The sequence below is a fragment of the Biomaibacter sp. TOL genome (assembly GCF_059717795.1).
The window spans coordinates 2,991,820-3,018,590 of the sequence record NZ_AP046092.1; the positions used below are offsets into that span (position 1 = coordinate 2,991,820).

At 46.3% G+C, this 26,771-nt stretch carries 24 protein-coding genes and 1 other annotated feature; of the genes, 21 read left to right on the forward strand and 3 right to left on the reverse strand.

Going from position 1 to position 26,771, the window contains the following annotated elements:
* Positions 1 to 111 precede the first annotated feature (111 nt).
* Positions 112 to 375: a putative Se/S carrier protein gene (locus AC6I1H_RS14735; RefSeq protein ID WP_497738282.1), complete on the reverse strand. Its 264-nt coding sequence runs from the start codon at positions 373 to 375 to the stop codon at positions 112 to 114.
* A gap of 243 nt (positions 376 to 618) precedes the next feature.
* Between AC6I1H_RS14735 and AC6I1H_RS14740 the strand changes: the two genes are divergently transcribed.
* The 10 genes from AC6I1H_RS14740 (at position 619) to AC6I1H_RS14785 (ending at position 12,031) form a co-directional block, all read left to right on the forward strand.
* Entirely contained in the window at positions 619 to 1,305 is a 687-nt protein-coding gene (locus AC6I1H_RS14740; protein ID WP_497738283.1) for a YjjG family noncanonical pyrimidine nucleotidase, read from the forward strand.
* A gap of 34 nt (positions 1,306 to 1,339) precedes the next feature.
* Positions 1,340 to 1,840 carry a gamma carbonic anhydrase family protein gene (locus tag AC6I1H_RS14745; protein ID WP_497738284.1) on the forward strand — a complete coding sequence of 167 codons (501 nt, stop codon included), beginning with the start codon at positions 1,340 to 1,342 and terminating at the stop codon, positions 1,838 to 1,840.
* An 86-nt stretch (positions 1,841 to 1,926) separates the two neighbouring features.
* Positions 1,927 to 2,207 (forward strand) — a binding site (T-box leader).
* 145 nt (positions 2,208 to 2,352) lie between these two features.
* Complete coding sequence (gene pheA / locus AC6I1H_RS14750) at positions 2,353 to 3,333, forward strand: prephenate dehydratase (protein WP_497738285.1); 981 nt, start codon at positions 2,353 to 2,355, stop codon at positions 3,331 to 3,333.
* A gap of 66 nt (positions 3,334 to 3,399) precedes the next feature.
* Positions 3,400 to 4,425 carry a 3-deoxy-7-phosphoheptulonate synthase gene (gene aroF, locus AC6I1H_RS14755; RefSeq protein ID WP_497738286.1) on the forward strand — a complete coding sequence of 342 codons (1,026 nt, stop codon included), beginning with the start codon at positions 3,400 to 3,402 and terminating at the stop codon, positions 4,423 to 4,425.
* A gap of 25 nt (positions 4,426 to 4,450) precedes the next feature.
* Positions 4,451 to 5,338, forward strand: coding sequence for a prephenate dehydrogenase (locus AC6I1H_RS14760; protein ID WP_497738287.1), 888 nt, complete (start codon positions 4,451 to 4,453; stop codon positions 5,336 to 5,338).
* Between the two features lie 4 nt (positions 5,339 to 5,342).
* Positions 5,343 to 6,689 carry a 3-phosphoshikimate 1-carboxyvinyltransferase gene (aroA, locus tag AC6I1H_RS14765; protein WP_497738288.1) on the forward strand — a complete coding sequence of 449 codons (1,347 nt, stop codon included), beginning with the start codon at positions 5,343 to 5,345 and terminating at the stop codon, positions 6,687 to 6,689.
* Between the two features lie 500 nt (positions 6,690 to 7,189).
* Positions 7,190 to 8,203: an aspartate-semialdehyde dehydrogenase gene (locus AC6I1H_RS14770; protein ID WP_497738289.1), complete on the forward strand. Its 1,014-nt coding sequence runs from the start codon at positions 7,190 to 7,192 to the stop codon at positions 8,201 to 8,203.
* Between the two features lie 29 nt (positions 8,204 to 8,232).
* Entirely contained in the window at positions 8,233 to 9,252 is a 1,020-nt protein-coding gene (locus AC6I1H_RS14775) for an aspartate kinase (protein ID WP_497738290.1), read from the forward strand.
* A 226-nt stretch (positions 9,253 to 9,478) separates the two neighbouring features.
* On the forward strand, positions 9,479 to 10,399 hold the full coding sequence (locus tag AC6I1H_RS14780) for a phosphate ABC transporter substrate-binding protein (RefSeq protein ID WP_497738291.1): 921 nt from the start codon (positions 9,479 to 9,481) through the stop codon (positions 10,397 to 10,399).
* A 618-nt stretch (positions 10,400 to 11,017) separates the two neighbouring features.
* Positions 11,018 to 12,031 (forward strand): aspartate-semialdehyde dehydrogenase, encoded by a 1,014-nt coding sequence (locus tag AC6I1H_RS14785; RefSeq protein ID WP_497738292.1) that lies wholly within the window; start codon positions 11,018 to 11,020, stop codon positions 12,029 to 12,031.
* On the opposite strand, the gene AC6I1H_RS14790 is transcribed toward AC6I1H_RS14785, so the two are convergent.
* Positions 12,028 to 12,201, reverse strand: coding sequence for a hypothetical protein (locus tag AC6I1H_RS14790; protein WP_497738293.1), 174 nt, complete (start codon positions 12,199 to 12,201; stop codon positions 12,028 to 12,030). The two genes, AC6I1H_RS14785 and AC6I1H_RS14790, sit on opposite strands and share 4 nt — an antisense overlap.
* Positions 12,202 to 12,261: 60 nt before the next feature.
* Here AC6I1H_RS14790 and AC6I1H_RS14795 point away from each other — a divergent pair, with 60 nt between their 5' ends.
* On the forward strand, positions 12,262 to 13,794 hold the full coding sequence (locus tag AC6I1H_RS14795; protein ID WP_497738294.1) for an FG-GAP-like repeat-containing protein: 1,533 nt from the start codon (positions 12,262 to 12,264) through the stop codon (positions 13,792 to 13,794).
* A 93-nt stretch (positions 13,795 to 13,887) separates the two neighbouring features.
* On the opposite strand, the gene AC6I1H_RS14800 is transcribed toward AC6I1H_RS14795, so the two are convergent.
* Positions 13,888 to 14,475 (reverse strand): exonuclease SbcC, encoded by a 588-nt coding sequence (locus tag AC6I1H_RS14800; RefSeq protein WP_497738295.1) that lies wholly within the window; start codon positions 14,473 to 14,475, stop codon positions 13,888 to 13,890.
* A 161-nt stretch (positions 14,476 to 14,636) separates the two neighbouring features.
* Between AC6I1H_RS14800 and AC6I1H_RS14805 the strand changes: the two genes are divergently transcribed.
* The 10 genes from AC6I1H_RS14805 (at position 14,637) to AC6I1H_RS14850 (ending at position 26,747) form a co-directional block, all read left to right on the forward strand.
* The gene (locus AC6I1H_RS14805) at positions 14,637 to 15,149 is read left to right on the forward strand and encodes a hypothetical protein (RefSeq protein ID WP_497738296.1); all 513 of its coding nucleotides are present in this window, start codon (positions 14,637 to 14,639) and stop codon (positions 15,147 to 15,149) included.
* Positions 15,150 to 15,401: 252 nt separating this feature from the next.
* Positions 15,402 to 16,793: an RNA polymerase factor sigma-54 gene (gene rpoN / locus AC6I1H_RS14810; protein WP_497738297.1), complete on the forward strand. Its 1,392-nt coding sequence runs from the start codon at positions 15,402 to 15,404 to the stop codon at positions 16,791 to 16,793.
* Between the two features lie 292 nt (positions 16,794 to 17,085).
* On the forward strand, positions 17,086 to 18,099 hold the full coding sequence (gene gap, locus AC6I1H_RS14815) for a type I glyceraldehyde-3-phosphate dehydrogenase (protein ID WP_497738298.1): 1,014 nt from the start codon (positions 17,086 to 17,088) through the stop codon (positions 18,097 to 18,099).
* A gap of 47 nt (positions 18,100 to 18,146) precedes the next feature.
* Positions 18,147 to 19,199, forward strand: a complete 1,053-nt coding sequence (locus tag AC6I1H_RS14820) for a sugar-binding transcriptional regulator (RefSeq protein ID WP_497738299.1) — start codon at positions 18,147 to 18,149, stop codon at positions 19,197 to 19,199.
* Positions 19,180 to 20,364 (forward strand): phosphoglycerate kinase, encoded by a 1,185-nt coding sequence (locus AC6I1H_RS14825; RefSeq protein WP_497738300.1) that lies wholly within the window; start codon positions 19,180 to 19,182, stop codon positions 20,362 to 20,364. The genes AC6I1H_RS14820 and AC6I1H_RS14825 overlap by 20 nt, the downstream gene beginning before the upstream one ends.
* Before the next feature lie 66 nt (positions 20,365 to 20,430).
* A complete protein-coding gene (gene tpiA / locus AC6I1H_RS14830) occupies positions 20,431 to 21,192 on the forward strand; it encodes a triose-phosphate isomerase (protein ID WP_497738301.1) in 762 nt (253 codons plus the stop codon).
* 12 nt (positions 21,193 to 21,204) lie between these two features.
* On the forward strand, positions 21,205 to 22,746 hold the full coding sequence (gene gpmI, locus AC6I1H_RS14835) for a 2,3-bisphosphoglycerate-independent phosphoglycerate mutase (protein WP_497738302.1): 1,542 nt from the start codon (positions 21,205 to 21,207) through the stop codon (positions 22,744 to 22,746).
* Positions 22,747 to 22,831: 85 nt separating this feature from the next.
* Positions 22,832 to 24,118 (forward strand): phosphopyruvate hydratase, encoded by a 1,287-nt coding sequence (gene eno / locus AC6I1H_RS14840; protein WP_497738303.1) that lies wholly within the window; start codon positions 22,832 to 22,834, stop codon positions 24,116 to 24,118.
* Between the two features lie 328 nt (positions 24,119 to 24,446).
* Positions 24,447 to 24,674: a preprotein translocase subunit SecG gene (gene secG, locus AC6I1H_RS14845; RefSeq protein ID WP_497738304.1), complete on the forward strand. Its 228-nt coding sequence runs from the start codon at positions 24,447 to 24,449 to the stop codon at positions 24,672 to 24,674.
* Between the two features lie 66 nt (positions 24,675 to 24,740).
* A complete protein-coding gene (locus tag AC6I1H_RS14850; RefSeq protein ID WP_497738305.1) occupies positions 24,741 to 26,747 on the forward strand; it encodes a sodium-translocating pyrophosphatase in 2,007 nt (668 codons plus the stop codon).
* The last annotated feature ends 24 nt before the right edge of the window (positions 26,748 to 26,771 follow it).

The following is a 26,771-nucleotide window of genomic DNA, read 5'->3' on the forward strand; positions in this document are numbered from 1 at the left end:
TTCCTTCTGGAAGCTGAAAAGTTCTGGAGAGTTCTGCCCTAATAATATAGACGAAAAAAATCAAATAAAGTTCCATGGAAATTTATGGTAATATCTCGAATTTGACAAGCCTCAAAGTACAGTCTGGCTAAACTTGTCTTCCATCAAATAAACACCGCTTACAGGAATATTTGTTTTGCGGGCGATTTCCAGGATCGCCTTTTTATTATTTTCATCGGTCTTTATGCACGAGCTGCAGCTTTTACTGATGGACTGCGGTGTAGGTACAATTTCGAACAATATCCCAGCCTCACTGATATTTTTGAGCGCTTTTTCCATTGCAAGGACGTCATGAATGGAAGAAAAGGTAATGTATGTGTTATATCTGATACTCAAAAATATCGCCTCTTTTAAAGTGTCAGGGTTATACATTTATTATAATTGACCCATTCCAATAAAGCAATTCTGCACAAAAAAGCTTTGATCAAAATCGAAACACAAAGAAGGAATATGCAAAAAAAAGTTGAATTAAATCATTTGAAAACAAAGAATTGTATATATTCCTATATCCGCTTATCACAGTTAAAACTTGATGGAATTCATATATCAGATTGAATAATATTAAAGTAGGTGATGGATTTGGCAAAATACGATTTAGTGTTGCTGGATGCCGACGGCACATTATTTGATTATGATACGGCTGAGGCTATAGCCCTTAAAAAGGCGTTTGAATACCATGGATTTAAATACAGCGACGACGTAAGAAGCAGGTACCGTGAAATCAATAATGATGTCTGGATGGAATTTGAGAAGGGAAAAATTGATAAAAATACACTCCAGACTGAACGGTTCAAAAGACTTTTAAAAGAATACAATCTTGGAGCTGATGAGAGCGCTTTCAATTCGATGTATCTTGGTTTCCTGGCGGAAGGTGGCTACCTTATTGACGGTGCGCTGGAAATATGCAGGGAATTATCCCATTACTGCACGCTGGCAATCGCAACCAACGGCGTTTCCAGAATACAAAAAAGAAGATTGGAGAACTCTGCCATCGCTCCGTATATACAACACCTGATAGTTTCGGAAGACGCCGGATATCAAAAACCCCATCAGGGTTTTTTCCAGTATGCATTCAATGTTTGCGGACATCAGGATAGAGACAGAGCAATTATTGTGGGAGACTCGTTGAGCGCGGACATAAAGGGCGGTGCGGATTTCGGAGTTGCTACGTGCTGGTATAACCCGACGAACCGCATAAACGATACAGGGCTTAGAATCGACTATGAAATAAAGGATTTGCGGGAACTTGTCAAATTGATTCTGTAGGCTTCGAATATATGATTATGGAGGGATTAATTCTATGATAACAAACTTCAAGGATAAAAATCCAAAGATTCACGAGACGGTTTTTATTGCACCTTCTGCCGACGTGATTGGAGATGTGACCATAGGGGAAAACTCCAGCATATGGCACCGCGCGGTGCTGCGGGGAGATGTAAACAGGATAGAAATAGGCTCCTGCACCAATATTCAGGACGGTACCATAGTGCATGTGGCTGGAGAGTATCCCACCATCATAGGAAATAATGTCACAATTGGTCATGGTGCTATTGTCCATGGTTGTATTATAAAAGACAATGCCTTTATCGGCATGGGGGCCATCATCCTGGACGGAGCAGTGATAGGCGAAGGTGCCCTGATTGGAGCTGGAGCCCTGGTAACCGAGAAAAAAGAAATACCTCCATATACGCTAGCTATGGGAGTTCCGGCAAAAGCAGTGAAAGAGCTCCCAAAGGAATACATAGAGATGGCAAAAAACCGGGCTATAGAATATGCAGATCTGGCCAAGGAATATCAATAAGATATAGTCGAGTTCAATAAATTTCCCTATTGACAAACGGCTTATCTGTAGTTTATAATCTTTTCAATCAATATATTTTATAAAGTTTAATAGCAATGACAGGGGAAAGTAGATGGATTATCGGATTTAAAGCGAGCCGGGAAGGTGAAAGCCGGTATGAAGGAATCCTTTGAAGTTCCCCCTGGAGCTGTCACCTGAATGCGCGGGTTTTTTTCCCGAAAGCTATTAGGCGTGACCGGAAACTTCCACCGTAAAAAGGAAGGGGGTATAAAGACATTTCGTGTCTCGTACCCTTTATGAGCGGGCCTGTTTGTTCGCAGGCCAAATTGGGTGGTACCGCGGGAAAGCATAACCTCTCGCCCCTCTGTAGGGGTCGAGAGGTTTTTTAATATATAAAAATGTAAAAATGCAGGCCGGCTTGTGTTTTTTAAAGAGACTCTCAATCACTTTTTAAGAGAGGCGCCGAAAAAGTGATTGATAGGCTCTAAAACAGAATAAACAGGAGGGATGCCATGTCCATAAAAATAGGATATCTCGGCCCAAAAGGGACTTTTACGGAAGAAGCCATGGAAATGTGGATTGAAAACCAAAAACATGATATAATAAAAAAATATACAAGAATCGAATATTCTTCCATTCCTAAGCTCATACACGCTCTGGACGATGGGGAACTGGATGAGGCCGTGGTGCCGGTTGAAAATTCCCTTGAAGGTTCTGTGAATATTACTGTAGATATGTTGATACACGAAGTGGATGTAATGGTGAAAGGTGAATTTATACTGCCCATAAGGCAGTGCCTACTGGCCAAAGAAAATGTGCCGCTTGAAAATGTGAAAGAAATATATTCGCATCCCCAGGCGCTATATCAGAGCATAAAGTTCATATATGATAAATTGCCGCAGGCTAAAGTAAGGGAGACTCTCAGTACTGCCGAGGCCGCAAGGATAGTGGCGGAGCTGGGCAAAAACGCCGCTGCCATAGGAAGCCGTCGCCTTGCAGGAATATACGGCTTGAAGATCCTGGAGGAAGATATACAGGGGCACAAAAACAATATGACGAGATTTTATGTGCTTTCATCGAAAGACGCGTCCAGGACAGGCAGAGACAAGACCGCTGTGGTATTTTCCACGGAAAACAGGCCGGGCAGCCTTTTCAACAGTCTCGGGGTTTTTGCAAAAAGGAATTTGAATCTGACAAAGATCGAATCAAGGCCGTCAAAAAGAATTTTGGGTGAATATGTATTCTTCGTCGAAGTGGAGGGGCACAGGGAAGATGGGGTATTGAAACAGGCTCTGGAAACGCTTAAACAATATACCGGATTTATCAAACTGCTGGGATCATACCCGGTATTTGACGAAGCTGTTTTATCCGGGATTGAGGTTGGGAAAAAGACTTCTGCTCGCCTGCAAGGAAACGAAGAAGTTCCTGAAGTTTTTGTCTGTGCACCGGTGAAGCCGGACTATCCCCCTGCGGGGGGAGAAGAAGCAATGTAGAACGGTAGGAAGGGTATTTAAAATTCTATTTTAAAAAATGTGTAGCATGGTTGGGAGGAATTGTAAATGATAATCGTAATGGAAAAAACCGCAACCCGGAAGGATATAGAAAATGTGTGTGAGGTGATAAAAAATGCAGGACTTGGGGTTCACATATCGAAGGGTGAAGATGTAACCATCATCGGTGTCATCGGCGATAGGCGAAAGCTGGCGGAAAAACCCATAGAACTGATGGACGGCGTGGAGAAAACGGTGCCGATTATGGAGCCGTATAAGCTGGCAAGCCGAAGTTTTCATCCCGGGCCTTCGGTGATAAAGGTTAAGGATGTGGAAATAGGCGGGGACGAGGTCGTTCTGATGGCGGGGCCCTGCGCCGTCGAGAGCCGGGAGCAGCTTCTGGAAACGGCGGAAATCGTGAAAAAGGCTGGAGCCAGGATATTGCGCGGAGGGGCTTTCAAGCCCAGAACCTCCCCCTATTCCTTCCAGGGGCTGGGAGAAAAGGGACTGGAGATTCTGGCTGAAGCTCGGGAGAAGACGGGCCTCCCTGTGATAACCGAAGTAATGGACACAGAAACGGTCGGCCTTGTGGCCGAATATGCTGATATACTGCAAATAGGGGCAAGAAACATGCAGAACTTCCCCCTTTTGAAGATGGTGGGCAAGACGAACAAACCCGTCATGTTAAAGCGCGGCCTTTCTTCAACCATCGAGGAATGGCTCAATGCCGCAGAATACATCATGAATGAAGGGAATTTCAACGTTATGCTGTGTGAACGAGGCATAAGGACTTTTGAAACCATGACCAGAAATACGCTAGATTTAAGTTCGGTCCCCATTGTAAAGCATTTAAGCCACCTTCCTGTAATCGTAGACCCAAGCCATGCCGCCGGCAACTGGCGCTGGGTTGTCCCGCTTTCCCGCGGCGCCGTGGCTGTTGGAGCCGACGGGCTGATAATAGAGGTTCACCCGAATCCAAAACAGGCCCTGTCCGATGGGCCGCAATCGCTCAACCCCGAAAACCTCATGGCTTTGAGCAGAGAGCTCAAACAAACGGCGGCCATAGTAGGAAGATACTTCAGGGATGGAGATTGAAACAATACGCAGGGGGTCTTACGCAATGACGCATATACAGGGGAACGGTCATAAGAAGGTAGTGATTGTCGGCCTGGGCCTTATCGGAGGCTCCATCGCAATGGCGTTAAGGAAGAATGGCATGAAGGTATTTGGCCTGGATTCGGATGAAAACGTACTGGAACTTGCCCGACAGAAAGGGATTGAAACCTATCCTTTCGATACGCAAGGTATGGCCGATAAAACGGCCATACCCGATATTTTTGCTGATGTCGATATAGTATTTGTATCGCTGCCGGTATCCCGTATCGTTGATGCCGTTAAGATTATAGCGGGATATATTCCTCAAAACACCATAATCACCGACACCGGCAGCGTGAAAAAGGCCATCGTCAGTGAAATAGAGGCTATTTTGCCTGACGGTTCGGCTTTTGTGGGCGGCCATCCCATGGCCGGGTCGGAAAATTCCGGCTTCGAATGGGCCAGGGAAGACATGTTCTGGGGAGCGCCGTATGTGCTTACCCCTACCGCCCGCACCGATGCCGAAGCCCTGTGGACCATGATCAAACTGGTGAAAGACCTGGGGGGAAAGCCTGTAATAATGTCAGTCGAGGAACATGACAGAATGGCAGCCGCGGCAAGCCACCTGCCACAGATCATATCCACTACCCTGGTAAATGCGGTGTCCGAAATATATCCGAAAGATCGCGTTATGGAGCTTGCAGGAGGCGGATGGCGCGACACCACACGCATAGCCGGTTCCAATGCCTTCATGTGGAAAGACATACTCATTTACAATAAAGACGAAATACTGCCTCTAATATCAACCTTTAAAGAGCAGCTTCTGCTTCTGGAGTCAGCCATTGGAACTTCCGACGGAGACGCAATTATAGAAAGATTTCAGAATGCCAGGGCGTATAAAAGCAGGAGGTGAAGCCGTGGATAAAGTAATCAAAGGAATCCGAAGTCTGAAAGGCCGGATATCGGTGCCCGGCGACAAATCCATTTCGCACCGTGCCGTAATGCTCGGGTCCATTGCCGAGGGTGTTACAGAAATAGAAGGTTTTTTGATGGCGGAAGATTGCCTTTCCACCATTGACTGTTTCAGAAAAATGGGCGTTGACATAGAGATAACCCATGAAAATGAAGGTCGTATCGATGAAGATGAAGCAGGATGTGAAGGTCGCGATCCCCGGCCGGAAAGTGCAAGGGTGAGAATTTTCGGCAGGGGTTTATCTGGCCTTAAAAAACCGGGCGGCCCGCTTTACGTTGGCAATTCCGGCACTACCATAAGGCTTCTTTTGGGCATACTGGCAGGACAGGACTTCGAGACGGAAATCACGGGAGACGAATCAATCCGGCTAAGGCCCATGGGGAGGGTGACCGAGCCCCTGAGGCTGATGGGAGCCCGCATCGACGGCGCAGACGGCGGGAACAAAGCCCCCCTGAAGATAAAGGGAGGCAAGTTGAAAGCCATAGACTACAGACTACCGGTGGCCAGCGCCCAGGTGAAATCAGCCCTGCTTCTGGCGGGGCTTTACGCTGAAGGACAAACCGTCATAGAAGAACCTGAGAAATCAAGGGATCATACCGAAATAATGATGAAGGCCTTCGGAGCAAATATTTCCCGGGAAAACAACAAAATCAGATTGGCGCCCGTAAAAGAATTGACAGCTCAGAAGATAAGCGTACCCGGAGACATATCTTCGGCGGCATTTTTCATTGCAGGAGCATGTATATTGCCGGATTCGGAGGTGATTATCGAAAATACCGGGATTAATCCCACCCGCACCGGAATAATTGACGCCCTGAGGCTTATGGGCGCGGATATTCAAATTTTAAATGAACGAATAACAAACGGCGAGGCGATGGCGGATATAAGAGTAAGAAGCGGCAGGCTTAAGGGTATTACAATAGAAGGAGCCATCATCCCCCGTATCATAGACGAAATCCCGATTCTTGCCGTAGCAGCAGCCTTTGCTGAGGGTGTCACCGTCATCAGGAATGCGGAGGAGCTGAAGGTAAAAGAAAGCGACAGGATTGAAGCCATGGCGGACGGCCTCTCATGCCTGGGGGCCCGCATTAAAAAGACGGAGGACGGTCTGATAATCGAAGGTCCGTGCAGACTGAAGGGCGGCAGAGTGAAGAGCTTCGGCGACCACCGCATAGCCATGGCGCTGGCCATAGCGGCTCTTGGAGCCGAAGGGGAAACCGTCATAGAAAATGTGGACTGCGTGAGAATATCTTACCCTGAATTTTTTAAGACGCTTTGCGGACTCCTTTAAAATGGAATCAGGAAGCGGAGTGTTAAAATCCTGTGAGACTTTAATCTTGCCTTTTGCGCTGCCTGGATTACGCGCTGGAAAGCGTTTATTTACGGGTGTAAGGCGTGCAATAGGTCAAATGATACTTTTTAAGATGATGTGTCATTCTAATATTTATATATAATAATTAGAAATGCTCAAACCTGTGAGGATAAAGGGTTTGAGCGTTTTTTTCATCATTTTTTGTTGACCTATATGGGTACTTAAAATATAATCACAAAAAAGCCCTTCATTGGGAACATTCCTCCGCCTCCCACGGTTTTCTACCCCAGAAAAGGAGGTGTTTCCCCTAACCTAAATTATGAGTATTTTTGAAAAAGAGGACTTGGCAACAGCATGTCGAATATATATTGCTGATGTTCCTCTTTTAAAAGTCGCACAAGTGTGCGATGAATCTGTCCGGTTACAATTTTCCGGTTATATCCGGCTAATTTTAAAATATATTCTTGGGAGGAACATATATGAAGAAATATCGTGTGGGTGTTGTTGGGGCGCTTGGCGCGGTAGGAACAGAAATGCTCAAAACGCTTGAACAGAGAAATTTTCCCGTAGAAAATATAAAACCGCTTGACGTAGTCGAAAACGAAGGCAAAGAAGTCGTGTTCAGAGGAGAAAGAGTCGAAGTAAAAGCGGCCCGGGAAGGGGTTTTTAAAGACCTGGACATCGCTCTCTTTTCAGCCGGTGAAGCCGCAAGCCTGAAGCTTTCTCCGGTGGCCGCAGATGAAGGCTGCATAGTTATCGACAACAGCAATGCCTTTCGCATGGATCCGAATGTGCCGCTGGTAATCCCGGAGGTTAATCCGGAAGACCTCAACTGGCACAGGAATATTATAGCAAACCCCAACTGTTCCACCATCCAGATGCTGGTGGCTTTAAAACCTCTGCACGACCGTTTCAGGATAAAAAGGATTGTGGTTTCCACTTACCAGGCTGTATCGGGAACGGGTCTGCCGGGCATAGCGGAGCTGGAAGGCCAGGTCAGGGCCTATGTGGAGAAAAGACCGCTGGAAGCAAGGGTGTATCCCCATCAGATTGCTTTTAACGCCCTGCCCCACATAGACGTATTCCTGGAAAACGGCTACAGCAGGGAAGAAATGAAAATGGTGAACGAAACCCATAAGATGCTTCACGACCACAGCATAGCCGTGTGCCCTACTGCAGTCCGAATCCCGGTGATACGCTGCCATTCGGAGGCAATCAACATAGAGACCGAAAAGCCTGTCGGAATAGAGGAAGCAAGACAAATCCTGGAAAAAGCCCCGGGAGTAAAAGTATTGGACGACCTTTCCAGAAATCTTTATCCTCTTGCCGCGGAGCTTGTCGGCACGGATGACGTCTACGTAGGCAGGATCAGGAAAGATATTTCCATAGAAAACGGCCTCAATATGTGGGTGGTAGCGGACAATCTGAGGAAAGGAGCCGCACTCAATGCCGTTCAGATTGCCGAAACTCTTGTGAAAATGGGCTTGATTTAAAATCCTATCATATCGAAAGGGGGAAAACGATGGCAATTGTAGTCCAGAAATTCGGCGGAACATCCGTAAGGACTCATGAAAATCGAAAAGCGGCGTTAAGACATATTTTAAAAGCAAAAAATGAAGGCAACGATGTTGTCGTAGTGGTATCAGCAATGGGGCGCAAAGGAGACCCTTACGCCACCGATACCCTGATACAGCTTCTGGAATCTCAGGGCGGCCCTGAATGTCCGAAGAAAAAAGACCTTATAATGGCCTGCGGAGAAATTATTTCTTCGGCAGTCATGGCTGCGAATATTGAAGCTGCCGGTATCCCTGCAGAAGCGATGACCGGATTTCAAGCGGGGATACTGACTACCGGGGAGTTCGGCAATGCCGATATAATTGATATTGATCCTGAACCCATACTTGATAAATTAAAAGAAGGAAAAGTGGTAGTGGTAGCCGGTTTTCAGGGACAGACCGAAAAGGGCGAGATAACTACGCTGGGCCGGGGCGGCAGCGATACCACTGCTGTGGTGCTGGGAGGCTATCTCAGGGCAGACCTTGTGGAGATATATACAGATGTCCCTGGAGTGGCAGTGACGGACCCGCGCATTATCCCGGAGGCTCCTTTTTTATCACAGATATCCTTTAAGGAGATGCTCACCATGGCGGTAAACGGTGCAAAAGTCATACATCCCAGGGCTGTAAAAGCCGCCATGAACTTTAACATGCCTTTCAGGATAAAATCCACCTTTGATGATGGAGATGGAACTCTGGTGGGGCCGAAAGGAAATGATTACCCTGTTTCCGGCATATCCCTTCAAGAGTTAGAAAATGGACTTTCCGCAGTATCGGTGATATATAACGAATGCGATGCGGCGGTTAATGCCGGCGCCATAAGCCTGAAGATAGAATCTCTGCTGGCGGAAGCAAATATTCCGGTAAAAGATCGAAAAATATTTTCAAATTGTTTTTATGCGGTAATACCTCAAAATTATGCCAGGCCGGCTGTTAGAGCCGTTTTCGACGGTTTCTTCGCGCAGGAAGTAAAAGAAGCCGGTTGATATCAGAAAAGCATATTGCAGTTTCTGGAAATAGCGTTGTAACGATGCAGACCGAACAGTCACGATAGCCTATATGATAAAGGAGTTTTGGTTTTAATACCTGAACTCCTTTTTTGTGCGTGTGTATTTTAAAAGAATTTACTAACTCTTAACATTGGTTTAATAACATTTTTACAATATGCTGGTATACTTTTTTTGTAAGCAAAAAAATTATGGAGGTGTGGTTTTGGTGTCAAGAGCAAAGAAAAGTATTTTCGTGGCGATAGCAATTCTTCTTGTCGGGCTTCTAACAATTGCAGGTTGCGGAAAGCAATCCGTCGATCAAAACTCGAATTCCGGCAGTCAGAGTCAAAGCCAGAATCAGGGCTCAGGTCAGAGCAGTGAAGTATCTGGAAGCATAACAGCAGCAGGTTCTTCGGCATTATTGCCTCTGGTGGAACAGGCTGCATCACAATTCATGAGCAAGAACCCCAATGCCAAAATAAACGTCCAGGCCGGAGGCAGCGGAACAGGTCTCAAGTTGGTATCCGAAGGCACTGTAGAAATTGGAAACTCTGATATCTTTGCTGAAGAAAAATTGGACGCCGATAAGGCAAAAGAGCTGGTTGACCATAAAGTTTGTGTAGTAGGTTTTGCAACGGTTGTAAATCCGGACGTTAAAGTTGATAATCTGACAAAACAGCAATTGGTTGACATTTTCACGGGCAAGATTACCAACTGGAAAGAAGTTGGCGGCAACGACCAGAAAATAGTTATCCTCAATAGACCTGCCAGTTCCGGTACAAGGGCCACTTTCAAAAAATACGCACTTGACGGCCAGGAAGAAGCTCAAGGCATAGCTCTTACAGAAGAAAGCTCTGGAGCCATTAAGAAAGCCATTGCCGATACGCCGGGTTCCATCAGTTACCTTGCTTTATCCTATGTGGACAACAGCGTTAAAGCCTTAAAGCTGGATGGCATCGAACCGACTGTAGAAAACATAACAAGCGGCAAATATCCCATATGGTCTTATGAACACATGTATACGAAAGGTGAACCCACCGGCCTGACAAAAGCATTCCTGGATTACATGGTCAGCGACGAGGTAAAATCGTTGGTGACAGAACTGGGATATATACCAATTTCCGATATGAAGGTTTCGAGATAGCAAAATACTTCCTCTGCCGGAGATGATAGATTTTCTCCGGCTTTTATTTTGCAAAAAATAAAAATGGGGGAATGGCATTTGCAGATTCATCTTTACAAAAAGCTCAGTCTGTGTAAGTTTTAACAAATATTTAATATGAGCTTAATATTTTCTTAAATTATATATGCGATAATAAAATCGATAAAAAATGTTGACCCTCCCTTTAACATAAAGGCTGCTTAAAAGCAGCCGAGGACAATTCATTTTGTTAATATAAATAACTCCCCTAAACGGCAGTTCCACCTGCCGTTTTAAATTTATATTCGTTTTGACTCATAACAATATTATTCATTATATTTTCGCTAGGAAATAATTTCAGAAAAAAGGATTATTGAAATGTTTGTAGAATATTTTATCTCAACTGTCTTTTTATAAAGAACAAATATCCATTAAGCAAAGACAAATTCATGATTTTTGTATTTTAAAGTGTTAAATTTTAGTTAAATTTTTTTATATTCCATTATACATATTGACACAGGGGCAGTAACTATAATATTATATTTTGCATATAATTATTAATGATGAGCAAGGCTGCTCATCGAGTCTTCATATTTATATTTTTTTAAAGGAGAGGCTTATATGAAAGGTTACAATGTGGCGGTGGTAGGGGCTACCGGTGCGGTTGGCCAGACGATGATTAAAATTTTACAGGAACGAAGTTTTCCTGTTAAAAGGATTTTACCCTTGGCTTCTGCTAGGTCAAACGGACATACGGTAGAGTTCATGGGTGAAAAAATAACGGTGGAGGAAGCTGTCCCGGCTGCGTTTGAGGGCATTGATATCGCCCTTTTTTCCGCAGGCCAGGACGTTAGCATGGAACTGGCGCCGGAGGCCGTCAAAAGAGGGGCTGTGGTGATCGACAACAGCAATGCTTTCAGAATGGATCCGGAAGTTCCCCTAGTGGTTCCGGAAGTGAACCCGCAGGACATTCACCGGCATAAGGGACTTATCGCAAATCCCAACTGTTCTACCATCCAGATGGTGGTGGTTTTAAAACCAATCCACGACAGGGCAAAAATAAAAAGGGTAGTGGTATCTACATACCAGGCTGTATCAGGAACCGGTATGGATGCAATAGAAGAATTGAAGCTCCAATCCAGGCAATTGTTAAATGGAGAAAAGCCCGAACCCAGGATTTACCCTCATCAGATAGCCTTTAATGTGCTACCCCATATAGATGTATTTGACGATACGGGGTACAGCAAAGAGGAATGGAAAATGGTGAGAGAAACAAAAAAGATAATGGGAGATGAAAGCATAGCGGTGACAGCCACAACAGTGCGGGTCCCTGTTTTCAACGGCCATTCGGAGGCTGTCAATGTTGAAACGGTTGAAAAGCTCACCGCAGAAGAAGCTCGCAGCATTCTAGCAAAAGCCGCTGGAGTGAAGGTGGCGGATGATCCTCAAAACAGGATTTATCCGTTGCCGGAATATGTATCCGGCCAGAATGATGTTTTTGTGGGCAGAATTCGAGAGGATTTCTCGATTCCATGCGGTCTGAACATGTGGATAGTGGCGGATAATTTGAGAAAAGGAGCGGCTTACAATGCGGTACAGATTGCGGAATACATGGTGGAGCACTCACTTATTTAAAGTATGATTCTGGTGTAGAAAGTCACTTCCCTGCCGGAGATGGCCCGGCACCGCAGCTCTCTGCTGCTCTTATAAGAGGCCAGAAGTCGGATGTCGGAATAGAAGGAATTTGCGAGCCGCAAATTCCAACTTAATCTGATTTCTGACCTCCGACCTCCGTTATGAACCATCCCTCCTTCCCGGGAATATTATAGTAAAAGAAGATTTGGCACCGAAAAGGAGGGGGTATGATGCGTCAAACCTATCAGCTGGAATGGGCCGGCAAGGACCTGGGGCAGGAGACCAGGATAGCCCTGGGGGATATAAACGGCGACGGCAGGATGAATATAGTGGCGGGAACTACCGCAGCATCTTCCGGAGACGCTCATTTATATGTGTTCAGATTTGAAAGGGAAACCTACCATCAAATGGCTAGAGTTGCTCTTGGAGAAAATGATGTACGCTGCATGAAAGTTTATGATATTGATGGCGATGGTAGAGATGAGATAATAATAGGCAGTTACAGACATATTTTCATCTATAAGATGAGAGGCAAAGAATTGATAAAAATTGCCGAAAGCACCGCAGTGGGTGGAGAAGTGGTTTCGCTGGCCATAGCCGATATCGACGGAGACGGAAAGATTGAAATTGTAGCGGCAATAAAAGGGAAGACGCATGTTCACATTTTTCGCTTTGAGGGAAAGCTGATTTTTTTAAGGCAGGAAGTCTTCAAGAACAACGTTTACTGCGTGGATTCAGGTGATACCGATGGCGATGGAACTTGCGAGGTCGTATTTAAAACCCGCGGTTATGGCGAAAGTGTCATTCATGTGATATGTTTTATGGGTGGCAGAAAAGCGGAAAAATGGAGCGGTTCCATACCGGATGCCGATAAGGATTTTATCGTGGTGGATGATTTTGACGGGGATGGGAAAGATGAAATTATCTATGATTGTGCCGATAGAACCGTAAAGATTTTGCATTTTAAAGGCGGAATATATGAAACCATGTGGAGCTGCCCGGCCCTGGATCAGGACCCCAAGGATGCCGCCGTTTTTGACGTAGATGGAGACGGTCGAAGAGAACTTGTCATCACCTGCCTCAACACCGTATATATCTACGGCTGGAAGGGCCGAAACATCATATTGGAGTGGAAGCAGACCATACCGAATGGCGCCATATGTGTTGATGTAGGAGAATTAAACATGAGAGGTTTTGGTGAAATTTGCCTGGGTACCGTGTACGGCTATATATATGTAATGCAAGCCCGCAGGGATATGGAGCGGGGGAAATTATGGGTGGGCAAGATTCAGGCCATAGTACAGGACACGGTAGAGATTCCGCAAGGCAAGCCCGACGCCGAAAGGGGCGTGGAAGCTAGAGTCGCTTTTACGGTAGATGAAGTGAGAGTGCTCTGCGATAAGGTTATTGTGGACGGAGAAGTGACTGCAAAAATTCTATACGTTGCAGCAATTCCATCCCAGCCGGTGCACTTTTTTGAAGCTACATTTCCGTTCCTGCAGTTTGTTCATTTGCATGGTGCGGACCCCGGAATGGAAGCCCTGGTTTTTTTCAAAGTGGAACATATTAATGTGGATGTGGTAAGTCCCAGAAGAATTAAAGTGACAATACTGTTCGAGATGCTGGTAAAACTTGTCAAGCCATGCTGGTGCGACGACGGATATCACGACAAGCATCATGATAAGTTCCACGAGCCTTGTCCGGATAAAGACTATGATAAATACCATGATAAATATCACGATAATTACCACGATGACTGGTAAAAAAACCTGTGGAAAAAATTGAATCTTTTATTAAAAATCCTCGGGCATAAGGCTCGAGGTATCTTATTATTAGTAGAAGTTATTACACTGTTCTTACATAGTAACGCTAGGTTTCCCCATTTGCTCTATTTGCGTGAGGCTGTCCTCGCATTTTGTTATGGAATCGAACATCTTATTGATGGCCTGGCTCTGAAGAATGGCATTTTGAGCCTGGGCCAGAGCCGAAACAGCCTGCTGCATGGCCTGGATTACCTGCATATCCATGGCAACCTGTTGTTCATGGCAATCTTTTTCCATCTGCTCGATGGTCTGCTTGTACTGTTTGGCGTTCATCTGAAGGTTTGATATTCCCAATTGTGCTCCCTGTTGAAGTTGCTGAGCGCTAGTATAAAGATTTTCCAGCCTGCGGGCATCCATGAGGCTGGTAGATGCCTGATTCAAGGTGCTCTGTATTTGCTGCTCCGATGCCATTTGCTGTTCCCGGGCGGAATTTACCAGGCATTCAACGCTGGTTGAAAACTGCTTATGTTGAGCATTCTGGTACTGTTTGGCATTCTGTTGACGCTGCTGGTTCACTATATCCTGGATTTGATTTACAGTTTCCGTCCCGAGCCTTTCACTGATTTCGCTCATGGTCTTGTCCTGTTTGCTCTTTTGAGTTACATCAATCTTATCGGCCACATTGCTTCCTCCTTGCGTTTAATTTTTTTCTTTTTTAATATTTCCCGGGTTCATAATAAAAATTCATGATTATTGTAAATCAAAGGCCCTGTTTTGCGTATACCTTCAAGAAATGGGGTTAAAATAAAATTGTTCAATAATGATAGAGGAGGAATTTACAAATGGTAAAAACCGTCATAGGAGTGTTCGACAGCAAGGAACAGGCGGAGAAAGCCGTTTCCCAGATGAGAAATTCCGGCTTTGATACCAATGAAATATCCATTGTGGCCAAAGGTGGGAAAGGTGGCGGGAACGGAGAGAGCGGTAATGGAAATAGCGGAGACGATGAAGACGGCGGCACTCTGGACATGGATACTGTAGCCGATGGAACCACTACGGGCGGAGTTCTGGGAGGGCTTGCGGGACTTGCTCTGGGAGCCGGGGCGCTGGCCGTGCCCGGCCTGGGGCCCATTATCGCCGCAGGGCCCATAGCGGGTTTGATCTCCGGAGCCGCGACCGGTGGCGTGGCGGGCGGCCTGCTTGATTGGGGGATTCCCGAAGAGAGGGGCCGTTATTACGAGGGTGAAGTCAGAAAAGGCAGGATACTGGCCGTAGTCAGGGCGCATGAGCAGAAAGTGGACAACGCAGCCGCGATAATGAGACAAAACGGAGCAAAAGATGTCGAAACACATTGAGCAAAAAGCAGGGTAAACACAACCCTGCTTTTTATAAATCACATATAATTATTTTTTGGAATCTTCACTGCACATCTGTTTTATGGTATAATAATTGCAAGGAAAGTATAATACAACAGATTTATCCTAAGAATTATTATATTAAGGGATTTATTGAAAAAAAAGAGGAAAAATTGATGTTTTATAGAATATATATTATATAAATAAAGATGTGTTTTTATCATCTTGCGGCCTTTGAAGGGGGGTTATAAAATGCAGATGAGTTATGGCCTATCACTTACACAAACACAAAAACTGGTCATGACACCTGAATTAAGACAGGCCATTACAATATTGCAGCTGTCCGCACAGGAACTTGACGAATATATTGAACAGGAGCTACTGGAGAATCCCCTGTTAGATTTGAATGAAGATATTTCAAAAAATGACGACGTTATAGAAAAATCAGAGCAGAAAGATTCCGATACCATCGATTGGGAGGATTATTTTCAGGATTGTGCAGATCTTGATTTTCTAAGGTTCCCCAGGGAAAAAAAGGAAGAAGAGCCGGGGCTTGAAAACTTTGTATCTTCAACGCCAACTCTTCAGGAACACCTGATGATGCAGCTGCACCTTTGTTCCATTTCCCGCACGGAGTTTAAAATCGGGGAGTTTTTGATAGGGAATATCGATAAAAAGGGGTACCTGACAATCAGTTCCGCCGAAGCGGCAAAGATTTTGAAAGTATCCGAGCAGGAAGTGGAGGATGTAGTAAAAATCATTCAGACTTTCGAGCCTGCGGGAATCGGAGCACGAAATTTGATAGAATGTCTTTTAATACAGATTGAACAGAGGAATATCAATACACCCAAAATCCGGGAATTGATAACAGGCCATTTGAAGGACCTGGCGGAAGCCCGTTACAGCAGGATAGCTGAGGCTTTGAATATTTCGCTGTCGGAGGTCCAGCAGTTAAAAGACATCATACTGACGTTGGACCCAAAACCCGGCAGGAACTTTTCTTCCGCTAACGAAACGCAGTATATTGTTCCGGATGCGGTTATTGAAAAGGTGGGCGATGATTATGTGGTGATTATGAATGACAACATATCGCCCAGGCTTTCAATAAATTCCTACTACCGTTCACTGCTTTATTCTGAAAACCGCGAATCAAATATATCCAAGTTTTTGTCTCAAAGGCTGGATTCGGCCATGTGGCTCATTAAAAGCATAGAACAGCGCCGCCTCACCTTAAACAAGGTAATAAACAGCATAGTAGAAGTTCAAAGGGATTTCCTTGATTATGGAGTTACTTGTCTTAAGCCCCTTACCATGAAGCAGATCGCAGAGCGGGTAGGTATACATGAGTCTACCGTATCCAGAGCTATAAGCGGCAAGTATGTTCAAACTCCGAGAGGAGTTTTTGAACTGAAGTTTTTCTTTAAAAACGGCCTTGATAATACAAATGGTTCGTCCATTTCTTCCGAGAGCATAAAAAAAATGATCAAAAAAATGGTGGGAGAGGAAGACCCCTATAATCCTCTCAGCGATCAAAAGCTGGCCGATGATTTAAAGAAGAAGGGAATTATCATTTCAAGAAGGACTGTGGCAAAATACAGGGAAGAATTGGGCATTCCATCTTCAGCCAAGAGGAAGAGGTATTAACCGTGAGGAAGGAAAAAAATTTTCTAATATAGCAGGAATTTGCCAAAAGGTGTAGAATTATATAAAACAGAAATATAAGGGTTTCAACGAAACCCTGATTTTTTGGAGCATATGGGACATAAAACAATATTATGGGTCTTAAATCGTCCCGCATTGATTTCACAATCAAACGCGCATAAAATCTACATTATTAACCAATTCTTTAAGTAGGGCAACTGTTCAATGACTGCAAATGGCTGTGCGGCTAAAACGCTGCACCAGGCAGAATAAAAATATAAAGGAGGAGAATTTCATGAGCATCAAAGTTGGTATCAATGGATTTGGTAGAATAGGGAGGAATTCTTTCAAGGCGGCGTTCAACAAACATCCTGAAATAGAAATAGTAGCCGTCAACGATCTGTATGACACCCAGACTCTGGCCCACCTTCTAAAGTATGATTCGGTCTTCGGGACTTTCAATGCGGAGGTGGAGGCCAAAGATTCATCGCTGGTAGTAAATGGCAAGGAAATCAAGATATTTGCCGAAAAGGATCCCGCTAATATTCCATGGAAAGATTTGGGTGTGGACATAGTTGTGGAATCTTCAGGAGTTTTTACTTCAAAGGATAAAGCAGTAAAGCACATCGAGGCGGGAGGAGCCAAAAAAGTCATCATAAGTGCACCGGCCAAGGGTGAGGATATCACCATAGTTATGGGAGTTAATGAGGAAAAATACAATCCCAAAGAACATCATGTGATTTCCAACGCTTCCTGCACCACCAACTGCCTTGCGCCCGTTGCAAAAGTCTTGATGGACAACTTCGGGATTCAAAAAGGACTTATGAATACCGTCCATTCTTATACCAATGACCAGCGGATACTGGATTTGCCCCACAAAGATTTGAGAAGAGCGAGAGCCGCTGCCCTGAACATCATTCCGACTACCACAGGCGCAGCAAAAGCCGTTGCGCTGGTTATCCCCGAACTCAAAGGCAAGCTGAACGGTTTTGCACTGAGAGTTCCCACTCCTACCGTTTCCATAGTTGATTTCACCTGCCTACTGGAAAAGAGTGCCACCGCCGAACAGGTGAATGCGGCCCTCAAGGAGGCTGCCGAAGGGAAGATGAAGGGTATTCTCGGTTATACAGAAGAACCCCTGGTGTCCATGGACTTTAAGGGCTGCGAACTTTCTTCCATAGTGGACGGCCTTTCCACCATGGTCATAGAGGACGATTTTGTGAAGGTAATTTCCTGGTACGACAACGAATGGGGTTATTCCAACAGGGTAATGGATCTTGTAGAGTATATCGCAAATAAAGGATTTTAAGTTAAAATAGCCCATTTTCGGGCTATTTTAAACTGAGGAGATTATACATGGAACAGGTAGCAGAGCTGCTTAAAAAGATTGCGCCTGAAATTGTGAGAGAGGTGGAAAACCGCTATACCATTCTGCAAAATATATATTTCAACCAGCCTATCGGCAGAAGGGCCCTAGCCGGAATAATCTCCTGGTCCGAAAGGCCTCTCAGAAGCGAGATAAAGAAGCTGGAAGAACAGGGGCTGGTAGAGATTGAGCAAAAGGGCATGAAAGTTTCCGGTGAAGGAGAAGATGTAATCAACCGGCTTGAAGATTTCATATTTTATCTGAGAGGCTTGAGCCCCGTCGCCCGGAGCGTCGAGGAAAAATTTCAATGTAAACATGTCATAATCGTTCCAGGAGATTCGGATCAGGATGAAACTATAAAAAAACAGCTCGGCAGGGAAGCGGCCAGAAATCTTCTATCGTTTTTAAAGAACGGGGACATCGTGGCGGTCACAGGTGGAACCACTATGGCTCAGGTGCCGCGCAGCATACCTCCGACATCGGGGTTTAATGAAGTCATCGTAGTGCCCGGCCGGGGCGGCCTGGGCGAGCGAGTAGAGCTTCAATCCAATTCCATAGCCGCAGAGCTTGCACAAAAGCTGGGAGCCCAGTACCGGCTTTTATACGTTCCGGACAATCTGGGGTCGGAGGCCATGGAGTCGATAGTGAATGAACCCGGCATTAAAGAGGTAATCGCCACAATCCGTCAGGCCAGTATTCTGCTGCACGGCATAGGCGGCGCCGAGGAGATGGCGAGGCGCCGGGGCCTTGCCGAACAGGAAATTGGAGAAATACTAAATAAAGGCGCAGTAGCGGAAGCCTTTGGATTTTACTTTAACAGAGAAGGCAACATAGTTCACGCAACAACGAGCGTGGGGCTTTCGGTCAGGGATTTGAAAAACATCAGGACAGTGATTGCAATTGCCGGCGGAGCCAGCAAAGCACCGGCCATACAAGCTTTTCTGAGGTACCACCGGCCGACGGTTTTAATCACAGACGAAGGAGCCGCGCGAAGGCTTCTCGATATTGAAGGAGGGATAAGGAATGAACAAAAAGACTCTTGAAGATTTTGATGTAAACGGCAAAAAGGTGCTGGTAAGGGTGGACTTCAATGTGCCGATGGACGAACAGGGGCGCATTACGGACGATACACGCATAAGGGCGGCGCTGCCGACGATAAAGTATCTCTCGGAGCATGGAGCGAAAGTCATACTGGCTTCCCACCTGGGACGGCCCAAGGGAAAAGTTAATATGAAATACAGCCTGGCCCCTGTGGCAAAAAGGCTTTCCGAGCTCGTGGGAAAAGATGTGACAATGGCGCCGGACTGCATAGGGGAACCCGCCGAAAAAGCAGTGGCGGCCATGAAGCCGGGAGATATAGTGCTACTGGAGAACGTCAGATTTTATGCCGAGGAGGAAAAGAACGACAGGGAATTTGCAAAAAAACTTGCCAATCTTGCCGATATTTATATAAATGACGCCTTTGGCACGGCTCATAGAGCCCACGCGTCCACGGCAGGGGTGGCGGAGTTCCTGCCCGCAGGAGCAGGGTATTTGATGAAAAAAGAAATCGAGATCATGGGCAAAGCCTTGGAAGCTCCCGAAAGACCTTTTGTCGCCATTCTAGGAGGCGCTAAGGTCGGAGATAAGATAGGCGTTATCCAGAACCTGCTGTCCAAAGTGGATTCTCTGCTCATCGGAGGAGGCATGGCCTATACTTTTTTGAAAAGCATGGGTTATGAAATAGGCAAATCTCTGCTGGAACAGGATAAGATCGAGCTGGCGGCGGACCTTTTGAAGCAGGCCAAAGAAAGGGGAGTAAACCTGCTTCTGCCCGACGATGTGGTTGTTGCAGAGGAGATAAAGGAAGGTGTGCCTTACAGGACGGTTCCCGTAAATGAAATTCCGCAGGAACTGATGGGAGTTGACATTGGCGAGAAAACCCGGGAAAAATTCGCAAAAGTCATAAAGGGTGCGAAGACCGTAGTATGGAACGGCCCCATGGGAGTTTTTGAAATCCGGGAGTTTGCCGAAGGGACTCTGGCCGTAGCCCGGGCCATGGCGGAATCCGGAGCCGTGACCATAATAGGAGGGGGAGACTCTGCGGCTGCGGTGGAACAGCTGGGATTTGCCGACGCTATGACCCATATTTCCACCGGCGGCGGCGCATCGCTGGAATTCCTGGAAGGCAGGGAGCTGCCCGGAGTGGCGGTGCTGAACGACAAGTAATGGCTCCCTGTTATGTGCTGAACTGTTACTATTTTACTATCTGTCTATAATGTGGGAGGTGTTTTCTTGAGTAATAGAAGAGCGTTGATAGCAGGCAACTGGAAGATGCATAACAACAGAAAGGATACTCTGGAGTTTCTTGAAGCCTTTTTGCCGAAGGCTAAAGACCTGGAGGCCGAAGTCGCCATATGCCCTCCTTTCACGGACCTCTGGGCGGCGGCGGAAAAGATTCGGGGTTCGAGGGTAAAACTCGGAGCTCAGAATATGCACTGGGAGGAAAAAGGCGCCTTCACCGGAGAAATTTCCGCGGCCATGCTCAAAGAAATCCCATGCGATTACGTGATCATAGGCCATTCGGAAAGGCGTCAGTATTTTGCGGAAACCGACGAAACAGTGAATAAAAAGGTAAAGACTGCCTTAAAATATGAATTGACCCCCATTATTTGCGTGGGCGAGACCCTGGAGCAAAGGGAGCAGGGCGTTACCATGTCCTGGGTCCTGGGGCAGGTGGAAAATGCCCTGTCAGGATTGAGTGACGAAGAAGCGCAAAAGGTTGTGTTTGCATATGAGCCCATATGGGCTATCGGTACGGGCAAAACCGCATCCAGCCGGGACGCTCAGGATGTTATAGGGGCAATCAGAAAAAAGATTGAGGAACTTTTCAATGCCGTCGTATCGGAGAAGGTGAGAGTGCTTTACGGGGGAAGCGTCAAACCCGAAAATATAAAAGAGCTCATGGCACAGCCCGACATTGACGGGGCTCTTGTGGGCGGCGCCAGCCTCAAACCCGATGGATTTTATCTGATTGCGGCATTTAATCGGAGCTAGGAGTTGAAAACAGTGTCAAAAAAGCCATTGATGTTGATGATACTGGATGGATGGGGAATCAACGAGCATGCCCGGGGCAATGCCATCCTGAAAGCTCAAACCCCAAATTTTGACAGGCTAATGAGATATTATCCCAATACTATCCTGGAAACCAGCGGCCTTTCCGTAGGCCTGCCGGAAGGTCAGATGGGCAACTCGGAAGTCGGTCATTTAAATCTCGGGGCCGGGCGAATTGTTTATCAGGAATTTACCAGAATAAGCGAGGACATAAAAAAGGGCAGCTTTTTTAAAAACCCGGTTTTGCTGGATGCCATGGACAATGCTGCAAAAAACGGCAGTTCCCTTCATTTGATGGGTCTTTTGTCCGACGGAGGCGTGCACAGCCACATAGACCATCTTCTGGCATTGTTAAAAATGGCAAAACAGCAGGGCCTGACTAGGGTCTATGTCCATGCTTTTCTGGATGGCAGGGATGTTCCCCCCGCAAATGCCGGGACTTATATAAAGCGACTTGAAAAAGAAATGGATGAACTTGGCATCGGTGAAATTGCCACCATTGCTGGCCGCTATTACGCAATGGACAGGGATAAGAGATGGGACAGGACCGAAAAGGCGTACAACGCAATTGTTTTCGGCGAGGGGATGAAAGCCGGCGGTGCTCTGGAAGCTCTTGAAAAGAGCTACTCCAGAGAAGAAACCGACGAATTCGTGGTACCTACGGTTATAACGGACAAAAATGGAAATCCGAAAGGCACAGTAAAAGAAAAAGATTCCATCATTTTTTTCAACTTCAGACCTGATAGGGCCCGGCAGCTCACCTATGCTTTCTGCGATGAAGATTTTCAGGGTTTTGAGCGCAGAAGCGGTTTTTTAAAAGTATTTTATGTTTGCATGACCCAGTACGATGTAAAAGTAAAAAACGCCCAAATCGCCTACAAACCTCAGTCACTTGAAAATATATTTGCGGAAGTGATTTCAAAGAAAGGCTTGAGGCAGCTTCGCATCGCCGAGACCGAAAAGTACGCCCACGTTACTTTCTTTTTCAACGGCGGCGTGGAAAAATCATATCCCGGCGAAGATAGAATTCTGATTCCATCGCCCAAAGTGGCCACCTATGACATGAAGCCTGAAATGAGCGCTTATGAGGTCACGGATAAGGTAATCGAAAAAATCGGAGAAGAAATATACGATGTAATCATATTGAACTATGCCAATTCTGATATGGTGGGACATACTGGAGTTTTTGAGGCTGCGGTGGAAGCGGTGGAAGCCGTTGACAGGTGCATTGGCAGGGTAGTGGAAATCATCCGGGGAAAGGGCGGTACCGTGATTATCACAGCGGACCACGGCAATGCGGAACAGATGGTGGATTACGCCACGGGCGAACCTCATACCGCCCATACCAGTAACCCCGTACCCTTTATACTGGTGAGCGATAAACACTACAGGCTGCATCCGGGCAAACTAGCTGACGTGTCGCCTACCATGCTGGAGCTTTTGAATATCGAGAAACCGGAAGAAATGACAGGAGAATCACTGATAGATTCCGTATAATATGCGGACAAGGTAAATATTCAACAGCTGATTAAAGATGATAAATCCGGCATCCGATTTTAAATATAGAAAGGAGTATGCAAAAATGTCGTCGATTTTGGATGTATTTGCAAGAGAAATACTGGATTCTCGTGGCAACCCGACGGTTGAAGTGGAGGTTGTTTTGGAAGACGGTACTGTGGGGAGGGCGGCCGTGCCTTCGGGAGCTTCAACCGGGCAGTTTGAAGCCGTGGAGCTGAGAGACAAAGATGCAAAAAGATTTAACGGCAAGGGCGTCCTGAAAGCTGTAGAAAATGTAAACAATGAAATAGCGCCGGAAATAAAGGGAATGGATGCTCTGGACCAGGTGAGCATAGATCGTGTGCTCATTGATCTGGATGCCACTCCCAACAAAGGCAAACTTGGAGCCAATGCCATACTGGGCGTCTCTCTTGCCACAGCGAAAGCTGCGGCCAATTTCCTCGGGCTTAGCCTCTACAGGTATATAGGAGGTGCGAACGCCAAAGTATTGCCCATACCCATGATGAACATTTTAAACGGCGGAAAGCACGCCGACAACAATGTAGATATCCAGGAATTCATGATAATGCCTGTCGGTGCCAGGAATTTCGCACACGCTTTGAGGATGGGGGCTGAGACTTTCCATACCCTCAAAAAAGTACTGGCGGATAAAGGCCTCTCCACAACTGTGGGAGATGAGGGAGGATTTGCGCCGAACCTTTCCTCCAACGAAGAAGCCATTCGATTCATTGTGGAAGCCATTGAAAAAGCCGGGTACACCCCCGGAAAAGATATTTATGTGGCTCTGGATCCCGCATCGTCGGAGTTTTTCAGCGACGGCAAATACCAGTTGAAAGGCGAAGGACTTGAATATGATGCCGCCGGGATGGTGGACTACTATGCTCGCCTTGTCGAAAAATATCCAATAATATCCATAGAAGACGGCATGGCCGAAGAAGACTGGGAAGGCTGGAAACTCATTACCGACGCTCTGGGCGGCAAGGTACAGCTGGTGGGAGACGACGTATTTGTCACAAACACCCAGAGACTTTCAAAAGGTATAGAAATGGGTGTAGCCAACTCCATACTCATTAAATTAAACCAGATAGGCACTCTCACCGAGACTCTGGATACAATACAGATGGCCGAAAGGGCAGGATATACGGCGGTTGTTTCCCATCGTTCAGGAGAAACTGAAGATACCACCATCGCCGATCTGGTGGTTGGGGTAAATGCCGGCCAGATTAAGACCGGGGCCCCATCCCGCACAGATAGAGTGGCAAAATACAACCAGCTGTTAAGGATAGAAGAAGAGCTGGACATGGCGGCTCAATATCTGGGGTTGAGCGCATTCTACAATATCAAGCGGTGACTCAAAATGAAACGATACCAAATTCTGCAGGTGGCCGAAACTTTCGGCCACCTGCGGCTTATGACGCCCCACCTTTTGGGATATGAAAGTAAATAAAGTAGATAATAATGATAAGTGCTTTAAAATTATTTATTTATTAGATTTGATTGAAGGGAATAAGTATATCATGTTACCGGTTAATTGGATTGTAACGTGTACTAATATTTTAAATAAGCCACAACAATTCCGGATTTTATTAAAAAATATGCCATAATTATTTCGATGTATATTGAGTTTTTATAGACTTTGTGGTAAAATAACATTCGTAAATTTTTCTGGAGGTGCACCGATGGAGATATTTTTAACAATTATTTATGTTTTGATTTGCCTGGGCCTCATTGCAACGGTTCTGCTTCAATCGGGTAAGAGTGCTGGCCTTTCTGGAAGTATTGCCGGCGGTGCCGAAACCTTTTTTGGAAAGAAGAAGGGCATTGATGAGAAACTGGCACGGTATACAGAGTTTCTGGCTGTGGGCTTTCTGACGATGTCAATCATAATGATGGTATTTTTAAAGTAGTAAATGCCGCAAAAGCGGCTTTTTTTCAATAGAATCATCATAACAACACAAAATGGAGGGATATTTATGGAAAATCTTATAATAACTGCCCCTGTAATGGGCATCATAGCCCTTGCTTTTGCATATATGCTGGCTATGCGCGTGGTGAATAGCCCTGCGGGAAGCGAACGCATGAGGGAAATTTCCGACGCTATCCATGAAGGGGCTATGGCGTTTCTTTTCAGGGAATACAAGACCCTGGCCGTATTCGTCATTGTCATGTTTGCCGTGATAAGCATTTTTATCAACTGGCAGACTGCAATATGCTACATAACAGGGACAATAGCCTCGGTCACTGCAGGCTTCATAGGCATGAACGTTGCCACCAGAGCCAATGTCCGCACAGCAAATGCAGCCAGGGAAGGCCAGAACAAGGCTCTTGCCATTGCCTTTTCCGGCGGGGCGGTTATGGGCATGTCTGTGGTGGGGCTGGGACTTCTGGGTCTTGGAATATTATACTTTATTTTCGGCAATCCTGCGGATATAAAGAGTTTTGACGTGATAAACGGATTTGCGCTTGGCGCAAGCTCAATAGCTCTGTTTGCCAGAGTCGGAGGAGGAATTTATACGAAAGCCGCCGACGTAGGGGCGGACCTGGTGGGCAAGGTTGAGGCCGGAATCCCGGAAGACGATCCCAGAAACCCAGCGGTAATTGCGGATAACGTGGGTGACAATGTAGGCGATGTAGCAGGAATGGGCGCCGACCTCTTTGAATCATATGTGGGCTCTATCGTCTCCGGAATGGCCATCGGAGCTGTAGCGGTAAGTACCGCCACCGGACAGTCTTACGGAATAAAAGGCATCATCTTCCCCATGATAATAGCCGCTGCGGGGATCCTGAGCTCCATTATCGGCACTCTTTTTGTCAAAACCGGTGAAGGAGCAAACCCCCAGAAAGCGCTGATGAACGGGACCTTTGCCAGCGGTGCGCTCATAATACTGGCATCCTTCTTTTTAAGCAAATACATTCTGGGAGAGCAGGGCGTCTTCTACGCCACAGCTTCAGGGATAGTCGTAGGAATAATTATCGGCATGATTACCGAATACTATACCTCTTCCGACAACCCTCCGGTTCAGGGCATTGCAAAATCTTCGCAAACAGGCCCGGCTACCAACATCATCTCCGGATTGGCGGTAGGTATGAAGAGCACCGCATGGCCGGTCCTGTTCATAGCATTTGCAATAATCATAGCTTACAAATTTGCAGGATTATACGGCATCGCGCTGGCCGCCATAGGAATGCTTTCCACCACCGGGATGACTGTAGCAGTCGATGCTTACGGTCCGATAGCGGATAACGCCGGAGGCATAGCAGAAATGGCGGAACTGGACCCGGCTGTGAGAAAGATAACCGATAAGCTCGATTCCGTGGGCAATACCACTGCGGCTATAGGTAAGGGCTTTGCCATAGGTTCCGCCGCGTTGACGGCCCTCGCCCTGTTTTCCGCCTATACCACTGCGGCGGGATTAAAAGAAGGCATAAATCTGCTCAGGGCAGACGTAATAATGGGATTATTGATAGGCGGCATGCTGCCTTACCTCTTTTCTGCAATGACAATGGAAGCCGTGGGCAAGGCGGCCTTCCAGATGATAGAAGAGGTAAGAAGACAATTTAAGACCATTCCCGGCCTCATGGAAGGCAAGGCCAAGCCTGAATATGCGAAGTGCGTAGATATCAGCACCGCAGCCGCCCTTAAAGAAATGATAATCCCGGGTCTCATGGCTGTGGTTGCGCCTCTGGCGGTGGGCCTGATATTCGGAAAAGAAGCTCTGGGCGGCCTTCTTGCAGGATCGCTGGTGACCGGCGTCATGATAGCCATTCAGATGGCAAACTCCGGCGGCGCATGGGACAATGCAAAGAAGTACATCGAGTCGGGCAATTACGGAGGCAAGGGTACACCCACCCATGCAGCTGCCGTGGTGGGCGACACCGTGGGCGACCCATTCAAGGACACCTCAGGGCCCTCGCTCAACATATTGATAAAGCTGATGACAATCGTGGCACTGGTGTTTGCACCGCTTTTTATGAGATAGAGATAAAAAAGCTTCTACTTGATA

What these genes read in the sequence shown, in the direction of transcription:
- AC6I1H_RS14745 (WP_497738284.1), top strand. Translation starts at nt 1,340, where the DNA reads ATGATAACAAACTTCAAGGATAAAAATCCAAAGATTCACGAGACGGTT.
- pheA (WP_497738285.1), top strand. Translation starts at nt 2,353, where the DNA reads ATGTCCATAAAAATAGGATATCTCGGCCCAAAAGGGACTTTTACGGAA.
- aroF (WP_497738286.1), top strand. Translation starts at nt 3,400, where the DNA reads ATGATAATCGTAATGGAAAAAACCGCAACCCGGAAGGATATAGAAAAT.
- AC6I1H_RS14760 (WP_497738287.1), top strand. Translation starts at nt 4,451, where the DNA reads ATGACGCATATACAGGGGAACGGTCATAAGAAGGTAGTGATTGTCGGC.
- AC6I1H_RS14770 (WP_497738289.1), top strand. Translation starts at nt 7,190, where the DNA reads ATGAAGAAATATCGTGTGGGTGTTGTTGGGGCGCTTGGCGCGGTAGGA.
- AC6I1H_RS14775 (WP_497738290.1), top strand. Translation starts at nt 8,233, where the DNA reads ATGGCAATTGTAGTCCAGAAATTCGGCGGAACATCCGTAAGGACTCAT.
- AC6I1H_RS14785 (WP_497738292.1), top strand. Translation starts at nt 11,018, where the DNA reads ATGAAAGGTTACAATGTGGCGGTGGTAGGGGCTACCGGTGCGGTTGGC.
- AC6I1H_RS14790 (WP_497738293.1), bottom strand. Translation starts at nt 12,201, where the DNA reads ATGGTTCATAACGGAGGTCGGAGGTCAGAAATCAGATTAAGTTGGAAT.
- AC6I1H_RS14795 (WP_497738294.1), top strand. Translation starts at nt 12,262, where the DNA reads ATGCGTCAAACCTATCAGCTGGAATGGGCCGGCAAGGACCTGGGGCAG.
- AC6I1H_RS14805 (WP_497738296.1), top strand. Translation starts at nt 14,637, where the DNA reads ATGGTAAAAACCGTCATAGGAGTGTTCGACAGCAAGGAACAGGCGGAG.
- rpoN (WP_497738297.1), top strand. Translation starts at nt 15,402, where the DNA reads ATGCAGATGAGTTATGGCCTATCACTTACACAAACACAAAAACTGGTC.
- gap (WP_497738298.1), top strand. Translation starts at nt 17,086, where the DNA reads ATGAGCATCAAAGTTGGTATCAATGGATTTGGTAGAATAGGGAGGAAT.
- AC6I1H_RS14820 (WP_497738299.1), top strand. Translation starts at nt 18,147, where the DNA reads ATGGAACAGGTAGCAGAGCTGCTTAAAAAGATTGCGCCTGAAATTGTG.
- AC6I1H_RS14825 (WP_497738300.1), top strand. Translation starts at nt 19,180, where the DNA reads ATGAACAAAAAGACTCTTGAAGATTTTGATGTAAACGGCAAAAAGGTG.
- eno (WP_497738303.1), top strand. Translation starts at nt 22,832, where the DNA reads ATGTCGTCGATTTTGGATGTATTTGCAAGAGAAATACTGGATTCTCGT.
- secG (WP_497738304.1), top strand. Translation starts at nt 24,447, where the DNA reads ATGGAGATATTTTTAACAATTATTTATGTTTTGATTTGCCTGGGCCTC.
- AC6I1H_RS14850 (WP_497738305.1), top strand. Translation starts at nt 24,741, where the DNA reads ATGGAAAATCTTATAATAACTGCCCCTGTAATGGGCATCATAGCCCTT.